Source organism: Altererythrobacter ishigakiensis (assembly GCF_001663155.1).
GTDB classification, from domain to species: Bacteria; Pseudomonadota; Alphaproteobacteria; order Sphingomonadales; family Sphingomonadaceae; genus Erythrobacter; species Erythrobacter ishigakiensis.
The window spans coordinates 1,058,725-1,075,704 of record NZ_CP015963.1 but is presented as its reverse complement, the minus strand read 5'-3'; the positions used below and the strand labels follow the sequence as shown (position 1 = coordinate 1,075,704).

Annotated in this window: 11 protein-coding genes; 5 read left to right on the top strand and 6 right to left on the bottom strand. The window is 56.4% G+C overall.

The annotated features are described in order from the left end of the window. Window positions 1-222: 222 nt before the first annotated feature. From A6F69_RS05000 to A6F69_RS04985, 4 genes are read right to left on the bottom strand one after another with little or no spacing between them, the layout of a single operon-like run. Window positions 223-3,315 carry an efflux RND transporter permease subunit gene (locus A6F69_RS05000; protein WP_245638292.1) on the bottom strand — a complete coding sequence of 1,031 codons (3,093 nt, stop codon included), beginning with the start codon at window positions 3,313-3,315 and terminating at the stop codon, window positions 223-225. A gap of 1 nt (window position 3,316) precedes the next feature. Next, window positions 3,317-4,429: an efflux RND transporter periplasmic adaptor subunit gene (locus A6F69_RS04995; RefSeq protein ID WP_067598166.1), complete on the bottom strand. Its 1,113-nt coding sequence runs from the start codon at window positions 4,427-4,429 to the stop codon at window positions 3,317-3,319. Beyond that, entirely contained in the window at window positions 4,423-4,836 is a 414-nt protein-coding gene (locus A6F69_RS04990; protein WP_067598163.1) for a hotdog fold thioesterase, read from the bottom strand. Before A6F69_RS04990 ends, A6F69_RS04995 begins: the two co-directional genes overlap by 7 nt. Then, complete coding sequence (locus A6F69_RS04985; RefSeq protein ID WP_067598160.1) at window positions 4,833-5,720, bottom strand: alpha/beta fold hydrolase; 888 nt, start codon at window positions 5,718-5,720, stop codon at window positions 4,833-4,835. Before A6F69_RS04985 ends, A6F69_RS04990 begins: the two co-directional genes overlap by 4 nt. 77 nt (window positions 5,721-5,797) lie before the next feature. Here A6F69_RS04985 and A6F69_RS04980 point away from each other — a divergent pair, with 77 nt between their 5' ends. Further along, window positions 5,798-6,271, top strand: coding sequence for a MarR family winged helix-turn-helix transcriptional regulator (locus A6F69_RS04980; RefSeq protein WP_083984697.1), 474 nt, complete (start codon window positions 5,798-5,800; stop codon window positions 6,269-6,271). 185 nt (window positions 6,272-6,456) lie between these two features. On the opposite strand, the gene A6F69_RS04975 is transcribed toward A6F69_RS04980, so the two are convergent. Then, on the bottom strand, window positions 6,457-7,203 hold the full coding sequence (locus A6F69_RS04975; RefSeq protein ID WP_067598157.1) for a glutaredoxin family protein: 747 nt from the start codon (window positions 7,201-7,203) through the stop codon (window positions 6,457-6,459). Window positions 7,204-7,214: 11 nt separating this feature from the next. Then, a complete protein-coding gene (locus A6F69_RS04970; RefSeq protein WP_067598153.1) occupies window positions 7,215-7,481 on the bottom strand; it encodes a metal-sensitive transcriptional regulator in 267 nt (88 codons plus the stop codon). Between the two features lie 74 nt (window positions 7,482-7,555). Here A6F69_RS04970 and A6F69_RS04965 point away from each other — a divergent pair, with 74 nt between their 5' ends. The 4 genes from A6F69_RS04965 to A6F69_RS04945 all read left to right on the top strand — a co-directional run bounded on the left by A6F69_RS04965 (window position 7,556) and on the right by A6F69_RS04945 (window position 16,965). Continuing rightward, the gene (locus A6F69_RS04965; protein WP_067598150.1) at window positions 7,556-9,262 is read left to right on the top strand and encodes a copper resistance system multicopper oxidase; all 1,707 of its coding nucleotides are present in this window, start codon (window positions 7,556-7,558) and stop codon (window positions 9,260-9,262) included. Continuing rightward, entirely contained in the window at window positions 9,262-10,287 is a 1,026-nt protein-coding gene (locus A6F69_RS04960) for a copper resistance protein B (RefSeq protein WP_083984696.1), read from the top strand. The genes A6F69_RS04965 and A6F69_RS04960 overlap by 1 nt, the downstream gene beginning before the upstream one ends. Before the next feature lie 103 nt (window positions 10,288-10,390). After that, the gene (locus A6F69_RS04955; protein WP_067598144.1) at window positions 10,391-10,753 is read left to right on the top strand and encodes a DUF3703 domain-containing protein; all 363 of its coding nucleotides are present in this window, start codon (window positions 10,391-10,393) and stop codon (window positions 10,751-10,753) included. Window positions 10,754-12,498: 1,745 nt separating this feature from the next. Beyond that, entirely contained in the window at window positions 12,499-16,965 is a 4,467-nt protein-coding gene (locus tag A6F69_RS04945) for a caspase family protein (RefSeq protein WP_169816553.1), read from the top strand. Window positions 16,966-16,980: the final 15 nt, after the last annotated feature.

Genomic DNA, 16,980 nt, shown 5'->3' with positions numbered 1-16,980 from the left:
CATTTGCCCACTCCACAATCAGAGCGTGAGCAACCAGTCCTGCCGAGAAGGTGCTTCCGATTTGCGCCCTCATTTAAGACATTAAGATAGCTTCTGCGCAATCCTGATAGCGGACATTCTGATAGATCGCCAACGTCTCATAATGAGGGTGGAAAGCGGACAATATCTGTTCGACCGCGCGCTGATCACAAAAAATGGTAACGACGAAGCCAGCGCTCCTTCCTACGAAGGTCTCTGCAAAAACTGGGATCGGAAATTGGTCACGACACTTCGTAAGTCCGAGGCTGCCGCGTAGGCAGCCGGGACAACCAGCAGCGTCAGGAAAGTCGAAGTGGTCAACCCGCCGATGATGATGAAGCCCATAGCATTGCGCCACTCGGCTGCATCTGACTGCGCCAGCGCTACTGGCAGCATCCCGAATACGGCCGCAAGCGCGGTCATGAGGACGGGTCGTAAGCGTTCTGGCGCGGCGTCGCGCATTGCAGAAGCCGCATCCTTACCAGCTTCGCAATACCGATTGGCGAGATCGACCAGCAAGATACCGTTCTTCATCACAATCCCCATCAGAGCGATCATGCCGATTTGTGCGAACAGGCTCATTTCCTGGCCCGCCGCCCACATCAGGAAGTAGGCGCCGGAGAACGACAGTGGTGCCGTAAGCATAATAATGATGGGTTGCCCGAAGCTGTTGAACTGGCTGGCGAGCACGATGTAGAGCGCGACGATTGCGAGCGCGAATGCAAAGATAATCGCCTCGCTGGTTTCGGCGAGGCGACGGGCAGTGCCTTCCATTCGCGTCGCCAAGCCGGCAGGTGGCGGATTGGCGGTGAGCAACTCTTCCACATCAGCCACGGCAACGCTCAGCGCCACACCGGGAGCCGTATTGGCGAGCACTGAAATCTGGCGCGATCGATCGATGCGCTCGATTTCCGCAGCGCTCAACGCAACGTCAACATCGGCAATGGCAGCCAGATCGACTAGCGTGCCCTGTCCGGTCCTGAGCGGAATTGCCTCGACATCGCCAAGCCCCTGTCGTTCCCTTTCCTCCAAACGAACGCGAATGTCATAGCGACGTCCATCAGCCTCGAACGTGCCTGCATCGCTTCCGCCAACCAGCGTTCGCGATGCGGCGGCCAGGCTGCGCGCCGAAATCCCGAGATCGGCGGCTCGGTCGCGGTCGAGGACGATCTGCAGTTCCGGCCTGCCACCTTCGTAAGACGAGCGTACGTCGACAAATTCGGATCGTGCGGCCAGCTCGCCCTCCAGCCACCGCGCGTATTCGTTGATGGCTGCGGTGTCAGGTCCGGTTATGATCAATTCAATTGCAGTCTGTCCGACCCCGGCGCCCGATACCCATGGAACCTCCTCCACGGACACCTCCCGTGCGGCCGGAACATCTCCCAGTATCTCGTTCCGCGCGAAGGTCATCACGTCGTCCTGCGTCGCCTCGCGCGACCGCTTGGGGCTCAGCCCGATATAGACATCCAGCTCGTTGATCTTCGGATTGGTTCCGCTGCCTGCACTCACGAAAACGAGTTCGACTTCCGGATTCTGGCGCAGCGAGGAATCGACCTGCTCTGCCGCCTTCTTCGCCTCGGAAACCCCTGTGCCCTGAGGGAGCTTAACCGTCGCAAGGAACTCGGATCGGTCCGTGGTGGACATGAAGGTGCTTGGAACGAGCGCGGCAAAAAATCCGCCGATCAGCACGCTAGCGAGCGCGCCCCCAAGCACGAGATAACGGCGGTTGATCGCCCAAGAGACCAGCCTTTCGTAGCGTTGACGCATCCCGATATGGAACCGTTCAATGCGTCCGAGCCAGCCACTTTCCGCATGTTCGGGGCGCAGCAACCTTGCCGATAGTGCTGGTGTGAGCGTGAAGGCGACCAGCATCGACACGCTGACCGAAAAGACGATTGCCAGACCGTATTGAAAGAAGAAACGACCAACAATTCCTTCCATGAAGGCGATCGGCACAAAAACCGCGAGCGTCGCGAATGTGCCAGCCAGCACAGCCAAGGCCACTCGTCTGGTTGCAGTGTGGGCGGCTTCGGTCGCATCTTTCCCTTCATCGACGTCGTTCTGGACCGCCTCGACCACAACGATGGCATCGTCGACCAACAACCCGATAGCGACAGTCAGAGCTAGTAGCGTGACCATGTTAACGGTGAAATCGAAAGCCGCGAAGGCAACAAAGGTTGCGACAATCGAGGTCGGAATGGCGAGCAGCACGATGACAGTTGCGCGCCAGCTAAGGAGAAACAGGAATGTCACCGCCACCACCAACACCACGGCAATGAAGAGGTCGAACAGCACGTCGCCAATGGCCTGTTCAATGAAGCGAGATGTGTCGCGAGCGATGATGAAATTGACGCCCTCGGGAGCGGTGGTCCGGATGCTTTCGATTTCTGCGCGGATCTGTTCTGCCACCGCGACCGTGTTCTCGCCGCTTTGCTTGCGGACTTCGAGAACAACGCCCGGTTCCCCATCGAGCTGGGCATAGCTCTCCTCGTCCTCAATGGAGTCCTCGACCCGCCCTACATCGCCGATCCGAACAGTCTGTCCATTGGGCCGGTAAAGGATGGGTATTGCGGCAAATTCCGCCGCCGTTCGTGCTTCGGCAAGGGTGCGGATGCCGAACTGGCGCGTACGCCCCTCGGTAACCAGGCGCCCGCCCGGCAGCTCAGCATTCTCGCGTTGGATCGCGCCGAGCACATCGTCTGCCGTTACTCCACGCGCGCGCATCGTAGCCGCATCGAGCCATATGCGCATTTCGCGTTCTCTCCCGCCAACCAGCTCGACCGAACCGACGCCGGGCACGCGCTGCAATCGCTCTTTCACCTCCTCATCTGCAAAAGTGGTCAGGTCGCGGATGGGCATGTCGCCTGACAGGAGAACCGACAGGATCGGCGCGGCATCGGGATCAACCTTCTCGATCACCGGCGGTTCGGAATCGTCAGGCAGATCGGCCGCGAGCCGCGACATCTTGTCGCGTACTTCCTGCGCCTTGAGGTCGGCATCCTCCTCCAGCTCGAACTCGAGATTGACGATGCTTACACCTTCGGCGCTAATCGATCGCATCTGGCGCAAGCCGGCGATCGTATTGAGCTGTTCCTCTATGACGTCGGTTACTTCGGTTTCCATGGTGCCCGGAGAAGCGCCGGGAAGAGCGGTTGTTACAGAGACGTATGGAAACTCTACCTCAGGAAAGAGGTCGACCCCGAGCCGGTTGAACGAGACCAAGCCAAGTACGACGAGCGAAGCGATCAGCATCGTCGCGAATACCGGTCGCCGGATCGAAACGTCTGCAAGCCACATATCAGCTTGCGCCGCGGGTTCGGCGTGATTTGACCGGCTCGTCATTCCGCAAGGTGGCCGGAGGATCGAGAATAACCTCGTCTCCGGGTTCCAGACCTGAACGGATACGCACCTGATCGAGATCGATACTCTCGAACGCAACTTCCCGGCGCTGTGCCTTTCCGTTTACGACCACAAAGACGTAGGCTGCAGCACTGTCGCCGAGTATTGCCGGGCGGGGCAAAACGATCGCTTGCACTGGCGGCACCGAGATCTCGGCTCTGACTGCCAGCCCTGAACTGATGCGGTAATCGGGATTACGGATCGGCAGCCGCAGTTCGACCATCCGGCTTTCAGGATCGACCCGGTCGTTGATGATGTACACGGTACTGTCGAATGGCTGCTCGAATCCTTCAATGTAGACCCGCGCTGGCATGTTGCGTCGAAACGCATCGACATATTCTTGCGGCGCGTTGACGATGGCGGCAACGATCCCGAGCTCTTGCAATTCCAGCGCGGCTGATTGCCCTCCCATCGAAAAGCGATTGTTGAGGTATACACCTTCATCGACCATCCGCGCGGTTACTACCCCATCGTATGGCGCGCGCGTGATTGTGTCGGCCAATGCCTGCTGTGCGGTGCCGAGGGCCGCCTGAGCCTGTGCCTTCTGCGCCCGCGCTACAGCCAGCTCCGTCTCAGCTGCGTCAACCTGGGCTTTCGAAACGAACCCCTTTGGGGCAAGGGCCATAACGCGCTCGTAACGCCTTTCAGCCTCAATCGCTTGCGCATTTGTCAGATCGACTGCTGCCTGTGCTTCAACTACGCGACGCTGATAGTCGGCCTGGCGGATACGAAACAGCGCTTGTCCGCGAGATACCCTGTCGCCGACCTTGACGAAAATTCGTTCCACCGGCCCTTCGGTAAGCGCACCAATTGCACTGCGCTGTTGGGCTGCAATCGTGCCGAATGCCTTAACTGGTTCAGCGAACGGTTGGGATTCGACCATCGCCGTCGTAACTTCGCGCGGCTCTGCCTGAGCTTCTGGCGCAGTCTCATCCCCCTCAGTTTTGCCTGAACAGCCAGCCAAAGTCAGCGCAAACACAGCCAACACACCAAGAGCAAGGCGCGCTAGCATATGTAGGCACCTCTGCCGCTGGCGAGCAGCTTGCCATCGGGCCCTGTGACACTGGTCTCGGCAACCGAGAATTGCCTTCCGGCCTTTACCACCTGACCAGTCGCGATCAGCGGTCCAGAGGTCGCCGGTCGATGATAGTCGACCCTCAGATCAGCGGTCGCCTTCGCGGTCACACCGTGCGCAAGCAGGGCATAAAGCCCTGTGAGGTCGATCAATGACGCGAGAACCCCTCCATGAGCCGAACCGATCATCGGGTTGGAAACAATCTCGTCACGCCAGGGCATTTCGATCTCGAGTTGATCGCGCGTAACGGACCGAATCTTCAGGTCGAGCCATCGGTGAAACGGGGCAATCCGCAACATCTCATCAAGGCGCTCACGATCAATCGGGACATGATTCTGATTCATGAAACCGGCCCTTCGGGGCTGTGCTGGCGCATCAGGAAATTGACGATAGCAATCGAGAAGGCATCGTTCGCATCACCCACCACCATATGGGTCGCATCGGCGATGTCGGTGTATTCCATGTGCGGAACGAGACCGCGCAGATGTGTCACTGCGTCTTCGGAAACCAGATCACTCGATCCGCCGCGAATGAGGTGAAGCGGCAAGGAAAGCCGACTTGCTGCATCGCTCAGCATATCGAACTGCCGTTCCTGATGGGTCGGATCGCTTCGCTTGGCGGTCATGATATTGCGGATGAACGCAGGGTCCCAATGCCAATAGTAGCGGCCATCTTCCTTCTGCCGCAAATAGCGGCGCAGACCTTCGCCTGCACCGCGTTTTTGGCGATGGGGCATGTAGCGGGCGATAATTTCTGCCGCCTCTTCAGGTGAAGAAAAGCCCCGGTCGACATGTTCTTCCATGAAGCCCACTACGCGCATCACGCCGCCCGCCTCCATGCGCGGAGCAATGTCAACAAGGGTTAGCGATGCAAAGCTTTCGGGGGCGAGGTGTCCTTCGGCAATAATCCCGGAAAGCCCGCCAAGAGAGGCACCCACGAGGGCTGGCTTGCGATCTAGCTTCGAAGCGATAGCAACGAGATCGGAGGCGAAGTCACGCATTTCGTATGCTCCGCTACGAGACCAATCGCTGTCGCCATGACCGCGCATATCAATGGCAATCGCGCGGTAGCCAGCCGTGGCCAGATCACCAGTTACCCGCTTCCAAGCGCGGCGAGTCTGCCCACCGCCGTGCGCGAGCAGGACGGGCATCGCGCTGTCGTCACCGACCACTTCTGCGGCAAGGGAGAGTCCTCCCGATCCCTCGATTTTGGTGGTCACGCTTTCCATATCGCGAACCACTATATTGTAAATTGACTTACAGTAAATGACTTTATCTAAATCGGAGCTGTGTTAAGGTGCTCTGCATGGCAACCAAGCTCGACAATGATGCCGACGAAAAGGCAGCAGCCTTCCTGACCGATCAAGACCGATTGGTTTTTCTCTTGGAAGAGCTGACAAGACGATTGCGTCGCACCTTCGACACCTCAGTCGAACAGTTTGGCCTCACCCGTACCCAGTGGCGTACGTTGGCCTACCTCTATCGCACGCCGGGAATGACACAGACTGAACTCGCGCGAGAACTGGAACTGGAACGTGCCAGCATTGGCCAGGCGATCGACCGCCTGGAAGAACTGGATCTGGTCGAACGGCGCAGCGCCAAAAACGACCGGCGGGTTTGGCAGGTGCACCTGCAGCCCGCTGCAATCGACTTGCTTCCAAAAATGCGGGTTGAGGCCGACAACGTCTATGCGCGCTTGCTTGAGGGAATAAAGGGCGAGGACTTGGAAGCATTCAAGTCTACCTTGACCACAATGCAGCGCAATTTGGGCGATGCCTGACGGGAGGGACGTTCGCCCGAAGAGAAGGTCACACGGTCAGCTGGATTTGGTGCCATCCCCGAGAAGCGGTGGCAATTTTGCCGCTTGACCACTTATGCCCGCAATTGGGTCGTGACCAGTCGGTCCGCTTTCGCACGACTTCCGTTCAACACCAGATAAACCCGAACCGGCCCAAGAATGTTTCTTCAGACTACAGATGACTTTACCAGCATCCAGATCGCCATCCCGATCATGAAGAGGTTTTCGGTGAGCGAGACGAACCCAAGCGGTACATTGCTGTCTCCGCCCACGCAGGCGCACTTGAGTTCGCGCTTATCGATGTAGACCGCCTTGAACACGCTGACCGCCCCGATCGTGCCGATGACAAGCGCCACGGGGATGGAAACCACGTTCAAGATCTGCGCTGTCATCAAAACTCCTGCTAAGCCCTCCGCGAACGGATAGATGTAGCCGTATGGCACCCAGCGCTTGGCTAGCAGGTCATAATTGAGAAACATCGTCGAAAAACTCTCGACATCGCGCAGCTTGAGATAGGCAAGACCGCACATCGAGAAGCTGACGAACCACTCCGCGGTCAGGATCGAGAGTGGCTGGCCTGTGGCGACCCATGCCGCGCCCAGTGCCATCACCGCCATCATGCCGAATAGAGCGGCAACCGGCTGATAGCTCGTGCCCTCTTTCTCTACGGGGTTCCCGAAATGCGCCGCGAGGTCGGTGTAGCCGCCGATGCGCTCGCCACCGATCCATGTCTGCGGCGTTGTCTTGACGCTGTGCTTTTCTTTGAAAGCGTCGGTTTCCTCGCGGGTGGTAAGGTGATGATCGTCCACCTGGTATCCGCGGCGCTCCATTAGCCACTTGGACTTGATACCGTACGGGCAAACATGGTTCTCCATGACCATGCGGTAGAGCTTGGCTGTCTTGGGCTGCTTCATAGGGACGCTTCCTATTTGCGGGTGCGTTCGAGCAGCTCGACCAGTTCCTCGAACTTCTCGCGCTGTTCCGCCTCATCTCCGCTGGCAATGGCTTCCGCGACACAGCAGGCGGCGTGATCCTTGAGCACTTGGCTTTCAACCTTCGCCAGAGCCGATTTGATTGCAGCAATCTGGTTCAAGATATCCATGCAATAGCGGTCGTCTTCGACCATTTGCGCAACACCGCGCACTTGGCCTGCAATGCGATTCAATCGTTTGATTTTGTCAGCACCTTTCATAGCAAACACACCTCTTTACATACTATAGGGGGGTATAGTATCTGCTAGTGCGCAATTCAACAACCACGGACCCGATGACTCTCAATTCATCCCGCCGCGCCTTCATTTCAAGCACCGCCGCTCTTGCTGCCGCTGCCGCAGTTCCCATGCCTGCATGGGCGCGGGGAGGCTCGCTAGCCCACGCGCAAAAGGGCTTTGGCGAGCTTTCCGGTGAGGACATCAATCTCTCGATAGGGAATGCGCATTTCATGACCGGTGGCCGTTCGGGCCATGCCTTCGCGGTGAATGGCACCGTGCCGGGGCCGCTGATCCGATTGCGCGAAGGGCAGGACATCCGCCTGCACGTAACCAACAATCTCGACGAGGACAGCTCGATCCACTGGCATGGCCTGCTGCTCCCGTTCCAATTTGACGGCGTACCCGGTGTCAGCTTCCCCGGTATCAAGCCCGGCGAGAGCTTCACCTACGAATTCCCCGTAAGGCAGAACGGCACCTATTGGTGGCACAGCCATTCTGGGCTTCAGGAACAGGCGGGGCACTATGGCCCGATCATCATCGAAAGCGCCGATCCCGACCCTCGTTATGACCGCGACTATGTGGTGCTCCTCTCGGAGTTCACTCCGATCCACCCGCACCAGATCATGCGTTTACTGAAGGTCGGCGAGCACTACTTCCAGCGCCAAATGCAGACCGCCAGCGAAGGCGACATGTCGGGCGAGATGCGCCGCATGTGGGGACAGATGCGGATGAACCCGCGCGACATCTCCGACGTGACCGGAACGACATACACCTATCTTATCAATGGTCACGGCCCTTCCGACAACCTCCAGCTTGCCTTCCGTCCCGGTGAGCGCGTGCGGCTGCGCGTGATCAATGGCAGCGCAATGAGTTTCTTCAATGTCCGCATCCCCGGCGTGCCGATGACGGTCATCCAGGCCGACGGTCAGGACGTGGACGAGGTCGAGGTGGACGAGTTCCAGATCGGTGTTGCGGAAACCTATGACGTGATCGTTGCGCCCTCCGATGGCAGCCACGCGATAGTCGCCGAGGCCATGGACCGCAGCGGCATGGGGGTTGCAAGCCTCACCAGCCATAGGGGCCATATCGCAACGCCGCCCGCTTTGCGCGAGACTCCGACGCTGACCATGACCGACATGGGCATGATGGATCACGCTGCCATGGGTCACGATATGGGCGCGATGGGCGGTATGGATCACGACATGCGGGACACCTCAAAACTGCCCGATGACGTGACGGTTGGGCCCGGTATCGACATGGTTGCACCGATGCCAACGGACCGCATGGACTTCCCCGGCCTCGGCCTCGACAAGGTGCAGCACCGCGTGCTGCGCTACACCGACCTTAAGGCTAGGCACATGAACCCGCACCGCGAAGTGGACCGCGAGATGGAGATCCATCTCACCGGAAACATGGAACGCTATATGTGGAGCTTCGATGGCAAGAAGTTTACCCGCGTCACCGATGACCCGATCCGCTTCGGCTACAATGAGCGGGTGCGCGTGAAGCTGGTCAACCACACCATGATGGCGCATCCGATCCACCTGCACGGTCATTTCTTCGAGATGGTCAATGGCGCGGATCACATGCACCAGCCCTTGAAGCACACGATGGTCGTGCAGCCGGGCGGCACCGCGACCTTCGACCTGACTGCAAACGAGCCGGGCGACTGGGCCTTTCACTGCCATCTGCTTTACCACATGCATGCCGGCATGATGCAGGTCGTCACCGTGCGTCCGTTCCCTGAAGGCGCCCTGTCCTGATGCGCTTGGCTTTGCTTGCAGGTGCGGCGCTCGTTGCCGCCCCCACTGCCGCGCAAGACCACTCGGCGCACGGCGCGCAGCAGACCCATGAATCCGCCCCACAGACGACGGAAGAGGTGGACCACTGCGCGATGGGACATCTGCCGCCCGACCAATGCCCGCCCAATCAAGAGGATGCAGGGCATGACGCGATGGACCAGGCGCAGATGGATCACTCGCAAATGGATCATAGCTCGCATGGCTCCACGCAGGACAAGTCGGCTCCGGGCTCTGCGCCCGAAAGCGCTGTCCCGGACCGCGCCTTCGAAGGGCCGCGCCATGCCGCAGACGCGATCTGGGGAGCCAATACAATGGCCCCGAGCCGCAAAGCACTCGCGCGTGAGAATGGCGGCATGCGCACAGGCATGGTGATGCTCGAACGTCTAGAAGCGCGCATACCTGTTGAAGGAGGCGAGGACGGCTATCTGTGGGACGCTCAAGCCTTCTATGGCGGCGACATCAACCGTTTCGTTCTAAAGACCGAAGGCGAAGGCGAGTTCGGCGGCGCGCTCGAAGAAGCAGAACTCCAGGCGCTCTACAGCCGAGCGATCAGTCCGTTTTTCGACTTTCAGGCAGGCGTTCGCTTCGACCCGGAACCAGATACCCGGGGCCACTTCGTCATCGGTGTCCAGGGCCTCGCACCTTACATGTTTGAGCTCGATTCCGCCCTGTTCTTGTCCGATCGCGGCGACCTGACTGCAAGGATAGAGGCAGAATATGACCAGCGCATCACCCAGCGGATGATCGTTCAGACACGCGTAGAAATCGAACTCGCCGCGCAGAAAATTCCGGAACGTGGTCTCGGCGAAGGGATCACGTCGGTCGAGCCCGGGGTGCGCTTACGCTACGAGATTAAGCGCGAATTCGCGCCTTATGTCGGGATCGAATATGAGGCTGCACTTGGAGAGACCGCCGACATTGCGCGCGCCGCTGGCGAGGACCCGGATGGAGTCAAAATACTACTCGGAGTCCGAGCGTGGTTTTGACGGACTTCCGGACAGGAGCATAGAACACGTCGACATCTAAAACCGGTCTCAAGGTGTTCGTGCGTCTGACACTTTCGGCAAAGTAATCGGGAAGGACCTAGCGATGACCAATCCCAATCACGCTCGCATCACTGCGTTTCTCGAAAGCGAATATGCTAGCGCGCGCAATGCAGCCAACACTGGGAAAATCGAAGATGCATGGCAACATTTGGAGCGAGCGCATATTGTCGCTCAAGGGATGCTAGTGCCGCACCTCTATTCCCATTGGCGCATGCTTGTCCTTGCAGCAAAGACACGGGACGGACGCGAGATTCTCGGTCAGCTGATGCGCGTAGCGCTCGCACCTCTTGGCAATCTGACGGGCCGTCTCCCGATCGGCAACACTGGTCGCTCCGATGTGAGCGCCTTCGCTCATATGGATATACCGGACGATCTTCGCGCTATGTTGAGCATGGGACAGCGCTGAGTTCAATTATGCAGCCACGAGGTCTGCTTTCACAGCGCTCACTTCCATAAGCGGACGGTCTGCAAACTGACCAGAAACAGCCTCAAACGCCAGCTTGGCTCAAAATCCATCTGCATGAAATGGGTTTGTCCCATCAGCATCTTTTCTCGGTTCTTCTGGATCGTTGACCGTGGCTGGAAACAGGAGCACACCGTACCCCGCGAATTCGGGATCTATCAATCTGATTTCATTATGAAATACTGTTTTGGGCGGAATCAACCCGTCTACGAGTAGAGCGGGTTTGCGCTGATCCGTGTGCAACTCATTTCACCATAGCCCATTGAAATCAAAACATAAAATTCCGATTGGCTGCGAGTTGTTCACGATTGAACTTTTTCATGCCCTTTCGCAACAAGAGCCAAGTCCGTCGGGCAGACGAAAGGCTGTTTCATGATCCATCAAAATCGTTTCGGAACGTCGGGATTCCATCCCAAAGATTCAAATGTACTGAGCACGTGCATGTGGCCTCATCTATTCGAAACTATTCGTGAGGCCACTGAGGGCGAGAAAGCCACCTGCACAATTCAAAGTTTTGTGGGAGTAATTGTGGGAGCGCCTTGCCATACCGCTTGCCGATCCTTGCTTCCACAAGTACTTATGCGATTGCGCTTGCCACCTCCGTCTCCGCCACCCATCTCTGAAAAGACACAGTTTTTAGACTGATATGGGCCTTGATGCCCTAAAGGGTGTCCTAATAGCATCTCCCTAGGCGGGTGTGCTCATTTGATTTTCTTTGATTGTTTTTCAAACGAGGATTGGTGTTTCGCTGGTGTATCATCACCGCAGAGAATACTTTCTATTCGCGTTAGGCAAAAGTTACCCCTTATCGGGCTGTTCCAAACTAGATCTTGGAAATTGCCAATACTTTTGCGTTAAGGGAAGTGGTTCGAAGAGCTGGTTTTTCCGATTTCCAACTCAATCCCAGGCAGCAATTAACAAGATGAAGAAACACCGCAGATTAAGTACTTAAGTCAATCTCAAAAAAAGGGAAATCCGCCCGGGACCACGGATTACCGAGAGACCTAAACTTAAGACCCAAACACAAAACAATTTCGCCCAAGAACCTGCACTGCAAGAGTTGCACAAGTTCCCAAATTCATATTCTATACTGTCCAAAGTGGTGAGCGGCGCCACCTCAGTTAGGTATACAAGAGTAGCCTTGAATAACGTAAAAGGACGAAGCTAAAATCTTCCTTTGTATGGACAAGCGATTTGCAACGGGGCACACAAAAATGATGAAGTCTCTTCGAGCGTCGCTCTGCTCCATAGCTGCGACGTTTGCAATCCTCCTCGCAGTTTCTCCAGCTGCTGGTCAAGCTTCCTTTGAAGGCAAAAGCGCTGAAGAAATCTTTCTAGAATCTTGGGATTCTGGTAGCCAAATAAACAAGGAGAGGGCGCGACTTTACCTCGCCAAAAATTTTCCACGAACGGCAGAGGGGCTGTTCGCCATTGCTTGGTTAGCGAACCGTGACGGTGACTCGGAAGAAGCAGGTCAGCTCTATCTGAACTGTCTAGCAGAGTATCCCGAATTTCATTGGTGTCTTTCAAATTACATCGCTGGCGTTGGCAGAACAGACAGAACGGCTTTGGATCGCGCCAGTATTATATTTGGTGCCATGTCAGGTCCTGATCGCTTTGATTCGAATGTATTCACTAACTTGTATTCTGCTTTTCTGGCGTTGCCAGAACCTGCTGAGTCGACAGCCTTGGAACTCTACGAAAAATATTCTCCGGAATTAGTGGAAACAGGCAAAGGATGGAAATTACCATACGCCCGTGGTGTTGTGGAACAATCCAACGGAAATCTAGATGTTGCCATCGAGCTATTCGAGGAGTCGTTAGCAAACGGAGCGGATGAATTTAGCGTCGTTGAACGGCTCGCTAATGCACGACGTGCCAAGGTTTCACCTGCTTTGTTGCAGAAAGACAGAGTAGCTCAAAGGCGGATAATCGCTCCAATCGTCAATTATCTCAATGCTCACCCTAATGATGGCGATCCGTATGATTATTTAGCGAAATTTGTGCGGCAAATGGGCGCGCGGGGACAAGACGCCGAGCTCTACATGCAAGGCTTTCGCGCTGAGCCCCGGCCCGAATTTGTGAAGGACGCGCGCATCACCACTCTTGAGCCGAGCCGGCTACGGCCGTTTCTGCAGCTAGCACAGGAAGTATTGCCTGATGACCCTTATGTGTCGGCTCAAATTGCGCGCTATGAAATGGCTTACGAGCTCGACATAGAGACGGGCCGCCGGATCTATGAAGATGCTCTTCCGCGATTGGCTTCAGACAGGATACGTCGTGAAATCGCGCAAGACTACGCGTTTTTGCTGGAAGCTTATGCCTGGGATTGGGACCGGGCATTTGAATTGCGTCAGGCATATGGAGCAGATCAGGATGACGTGGCGCGCGGGTTGATGCGCAACAGGTTCCGCGCTGGTGACCTCGACTCCGCGCAAAGATATCTTGAAACTTCAGATGAAGCCGGCACCGCCAATGAAACATTTCTTGAGGCGTATCGTGGCAGAATTGCGCGATCCCTTGAGAATAGAGATGCGCTTCAGGAAACCTCTAAATTCCTTGATTTTCTTGATCTGTGGAGCGGAGCTGCAGTACCCAGAACTGGCGCGGCTGAAAAAGCCGTAGAGTTTGCTTCGGGTTCCGCCGAGCTATCATCATCGGCAAAATCCAATATCGCGGAAATGGCCAGAAAATTGGGCCGAGGCGGCAATGGATTCGAAGTGGTTGAGGTCGCTGGGTTCGCGTCACCTGAAGAGCCTAACTCGGATGCCTTGGCACTCAGCAGAGCAGAGTCGGTAAGAGCAGCCTTGATTGAACGCAGCGGTCTACCGGCAGATCGATTTACTGTCGTTGCTTCTGCGGCACCGACGATCGCCGTTGGCACTGACAACCAAGGCAAAGTAACAGTCACGCCTCTTTTCGCATTCGGAAATCCAGAAGTTATAGCGCCCATAGGAAGATCGGACACCACTCTGGGCCTTTCTCCGAACGGGCGTTTTGCGCTGGTTGGGCAATCGCCGCGTATCTTTGATTTGGCAACTGGCCGGGTGCGTGCGCAATTGGGCCGGGGCATATACCCACGGTTCTCCCCCAATGGCCGTTTGATCGCGATGAAGTCTGCATGGGAAGAGACCGGTGGGCACGTATCGCGGGGACTTTACATATATGACTCTGTTACAGGCTTGCGCGTACATTCAATCGAACTCGATACTCAGAATATCGACAGCGGCAGCTATGCCTGGTCGCCCGATTCCACGGCATTGGTGTTCGTAGATGATGGCGGCGCGATCATGCGTTATGATCTGGCCACTCGCAAGCTTTCATGGGTGACGCGAGCTTTTGAGAGTTACATCTCTGCCCGGGTTGGCTGGTCGCCCGATGGCAAAACGATAGCCGTCGGATATTCCAAAGCCGACTATGTGGCTCTGCTCGATGGGGAAACGGGAGCGCTGCTTAATCAGCTAAAAGGTGGGTCATGGGTCAGGGCAATGGCTTGGTCCCCGGATGGCAAGTACGTCTATTCGGCCGATGATCAGTACATCCTATACCGCTGGGATGTCGCGACAGGTAATCGTGTTCAGATGCGATTGCCCTTGCATCCCAACCGTACTCTCGAGATTGATCCATCTGGAAAATTCGCCTTTCTCCACGTTGGCAGCCGGAGTTCTGAAACCGAAGACACCCTACAACTTCTAAAGATCGACCTGCAGGCGATGGAGATAGCTGACAGCCTGCCGCTCGATCGGCAGAGCTTTGCATTTTCCCATGACGGCAAACATGTCTTGCTTGGGCGTGATGAGATAGAACTGTGGCAAGCCGACAAGCTTGAGCTGGCACAAAGTATGCCCCTGCCGTCAACAGGGCTGGATTTTAGTATTGCCCCGGATGGCTGCGCATGCATCGCGACTAAAGATGCCGACGGCGTTCATGTCTGGGATGCTTCCACTGGACGCAAACGACATCGCTTCGCAGAATTGGCTGAGAGCCTTGTTGCCAACCCCAGCGACGGATCGATGATTGGGTTGGTGGAAGAGCGTCTGATCAGATTCGATCTGACCGATTTCACGACGGAAGATCTTGGACCGGCGTTTCAGGGATTGGGCACACCTCAATTGGTGCGGGTCGACGGAGATATACTGGCCATTGGCGGGATACGGGGAGAAGGCATCGATGAAGCGGTAGTCGAGGTTAAGAACCTGCGAAACACGCGGCTCGTCAAGCGGATCACCTTTCCAGTTGTGACCGAAGCGAGGCGTTTTGGCGGCACGTACCGGGCGAAGATCGTCGACTTGGATCTAGATAACGAGCGCAGGCAAGTTGTCGCTGTCACGCGCTGGCGTGAACACATCAAATATGCGGACAGGACAGCTCAGGAAGCCAGGGTTTTCGATATCGACGATGGATCGCTGGCATTCAGCATGAGGCCCAATAGAGAGATCGACTCTGCTCGATTTGCCAACCGCGATGGCAAGGACGGTTTCATCATATCGCGCGGCCCATTTGCCAATTTTTATGACGCCGCTGGACAGTATGTTTCGCGGTTTGATCGCGGCGAGAACAAGCAGCGCTTTTCGCGAAATGGGCAGGAGTTCACGCTTGTTAGAGTTGGGACCGGAACGCTTGAAGTAGATTGGTTGAGTGACAAGAAGCCGCCAATTCGCGTCGATGTGGGAGATAACCTTCTGGATTATCACGCTATTCCAGACCTTAACCTGCTTGTCTCTACGCGCAAGGATAACAGTTTCACGTTCCACGACCTGCAAACGGGGGAACTGGCTTTAACCATCGCTGCTTTGCGTGGCTCGGAATGGCTGGCCTATTCGCCAAGCGGTCTATACGCCGCATCGCTTGAAGGGGCTAAGAGTGCCAGTCTGTCGTTCGGATCATTGGTCCGTCCACTCGAAGCCTACAACCGTAGCTTAGAATCGCGCGAATTCGTGGCTGAAAAACTTGCAAGCGTTCGCAGCGGCGAAACCGGCAATTTCATAGCAGCTGCTGAAGTCAGGGCGCGTTCAAGCGCGTACACGGCTCCCTTTATTCTCTCGGCCGCGAGCGCGATACCGCCAAGGGTTTCCAGCGAGACAATTAAACTGGCATACAAGCTAGACATTGCCGAAGAGGGCGAGGCAGAACCGGTTATCGAATTCTGGATCAATGGCCGCGTGCTGCCGCCCGAAAATGTGGCCGGCAAGGTAGGACCGGATGGCACATTCAACCGCTCTTTCCAACTGGCGCCAGGCAACAATACCATCCTGGCGCAGATACTTTACCGCGGTGCCAGATTTGAACCGGTAAGCGTTTCCGTGACGTATCAAGCGGATCAGGCAAGCATGGCAAGGCGCGCTGCGGAAAAGCCGAAACTGTTCTTCCTAGGCGTAGGAATATCAGACTATCTTGAGGACGAAGCGGACCTGAATTTCGCAGATAAAGACGTAACTGAAGTCGCGAAGATGCTCGAGCGGCAAGAAGGCCTTGTGTTCAGTGAAGTCCGTCAACTGATCCTGACCAATGCAGATGCGAAGAAGGACGATATTGAAGAGCGCGGGATATACGAATTCCTAGACTATGCCTCACCCAATGATGTGATCATCATTTATCTCGCCGGTCATGGGGCGCAGCATCGCAATGGTGAATTGTTCCTGATGACGCATGAATCCGATTTCGACCGGCCATTTACCGGTTTCAAAATGTCGATCTTTGCGGATTACCTCAGGCGCAGGCCGCAATCACAAAAGGCGATTCTGTTCATGGACATGTGTCGTTCGGGTACGTTGCAGTTCATCAATCAAGGCGCACGCACAACCACTTTGGGCGGCGCATCTCAAGTGACAGCGGAAGACGTCGCGGTTCAGTTGGATGGCAGCGGGACGATCGTGTTCTCCGCGTCAACTGGCGCTGCGCCAGCTTATGAAGCCCCTGACTATGGGAATGGCGGCCACGGCGCGTTTACCGCCGCAGTCCTTGAGGCGCTGGAAGGCCGGGCAGACGGGCTTGCTGGTGGTCGCAACGCGCAAGCGAACGGTTTTGTGGATGTAAAGGAACTTGAGAACTATGTGGTCTCAAGAGTGCCGGAATTGACGGGAGCCAAGAATCAGCAGCCAAAAATTCTGGCAGCAGTTAACGTCGATCCCTACGCTTTGACGGCAGCCGAGTAGAGTATAGCCCGGCAA

Excerpts from the sequence above, each read along its gene's own strand:
- A6F69_RS05000 (WP_245638292.1), bottom strand. The coding sequence starts at position 3,315 with ATGTGGCTTGCAGACGTTTCGATCCGGCGACCGGTATTCGCGACGATG.
- A6F69_RS04995 (WP_067598166.1), bottom strand. The coding sequence starts at position 4,429 with ATGCTAGCGCGCCTTGCTCTTGGTGTGTTGGCTGTGTTTGCGCTGACT.
- A6F69_RS04990 (WP_067598163.1), bottom strand. The coding sequence starts at position 4,836 with ATGAATCAGAATCATGTCCCGATTGATCGTGAGCGCCTTGATGAGATG.
- A6F69_RS04985 (WP_067598160.1), bottom strand. The coding sequence starts at position 5,720 with ATGGAAAGCGTGACCACCAAAATCGAGGGATCGGGAGGACTCTCCCTT.
- A6F69_RS04980 (WP_083984697.1), top strand. The coding sequence starts at position 5,798 with ATGGCAACCAAGCTCGACAATGATGCCGACGAAAAGGCAGCAGCCTTC.
- A6F69_RS04975 (WP_067598157.1), bottom strand. The coding sequence starts at position 7,203 with ATGAAGCAGCCCAAGACAGCCAAGCTCTACCGCATGGTCATGGAGAAC.
- A6F69_RS04970 (WP_067598153.1), bottom strand. The coding sequence starts at position 7,481 with ATGAAAGGTGCTGACAAAATCAAACGATTGAATCGCATTGCAGGCCAA.
- A6F69_RS04965 (WP_067598150.1), top strand. The coding sequence starts at position 7,556 with ATGACTCTCAATTCATCCCGCCGCGCCTTCATTTCAAGCACCGCCGCT.
- A6F69_RS04960 (WP_083984696.1), top strand. The coding sequence starts at position 9,262 with ATGCGCTTGGCTTTGCTTGCAGGTGCGGCGCTCGTTGCCGCCCCCACT.
- A6F69_RS04955 (WP_067598144.1), top strand. The coding sequence starts at position 10,391 with ATGACCAATCCCAATCACGCTCGCATCACTGCGTTTCTCGAAAGCGAA.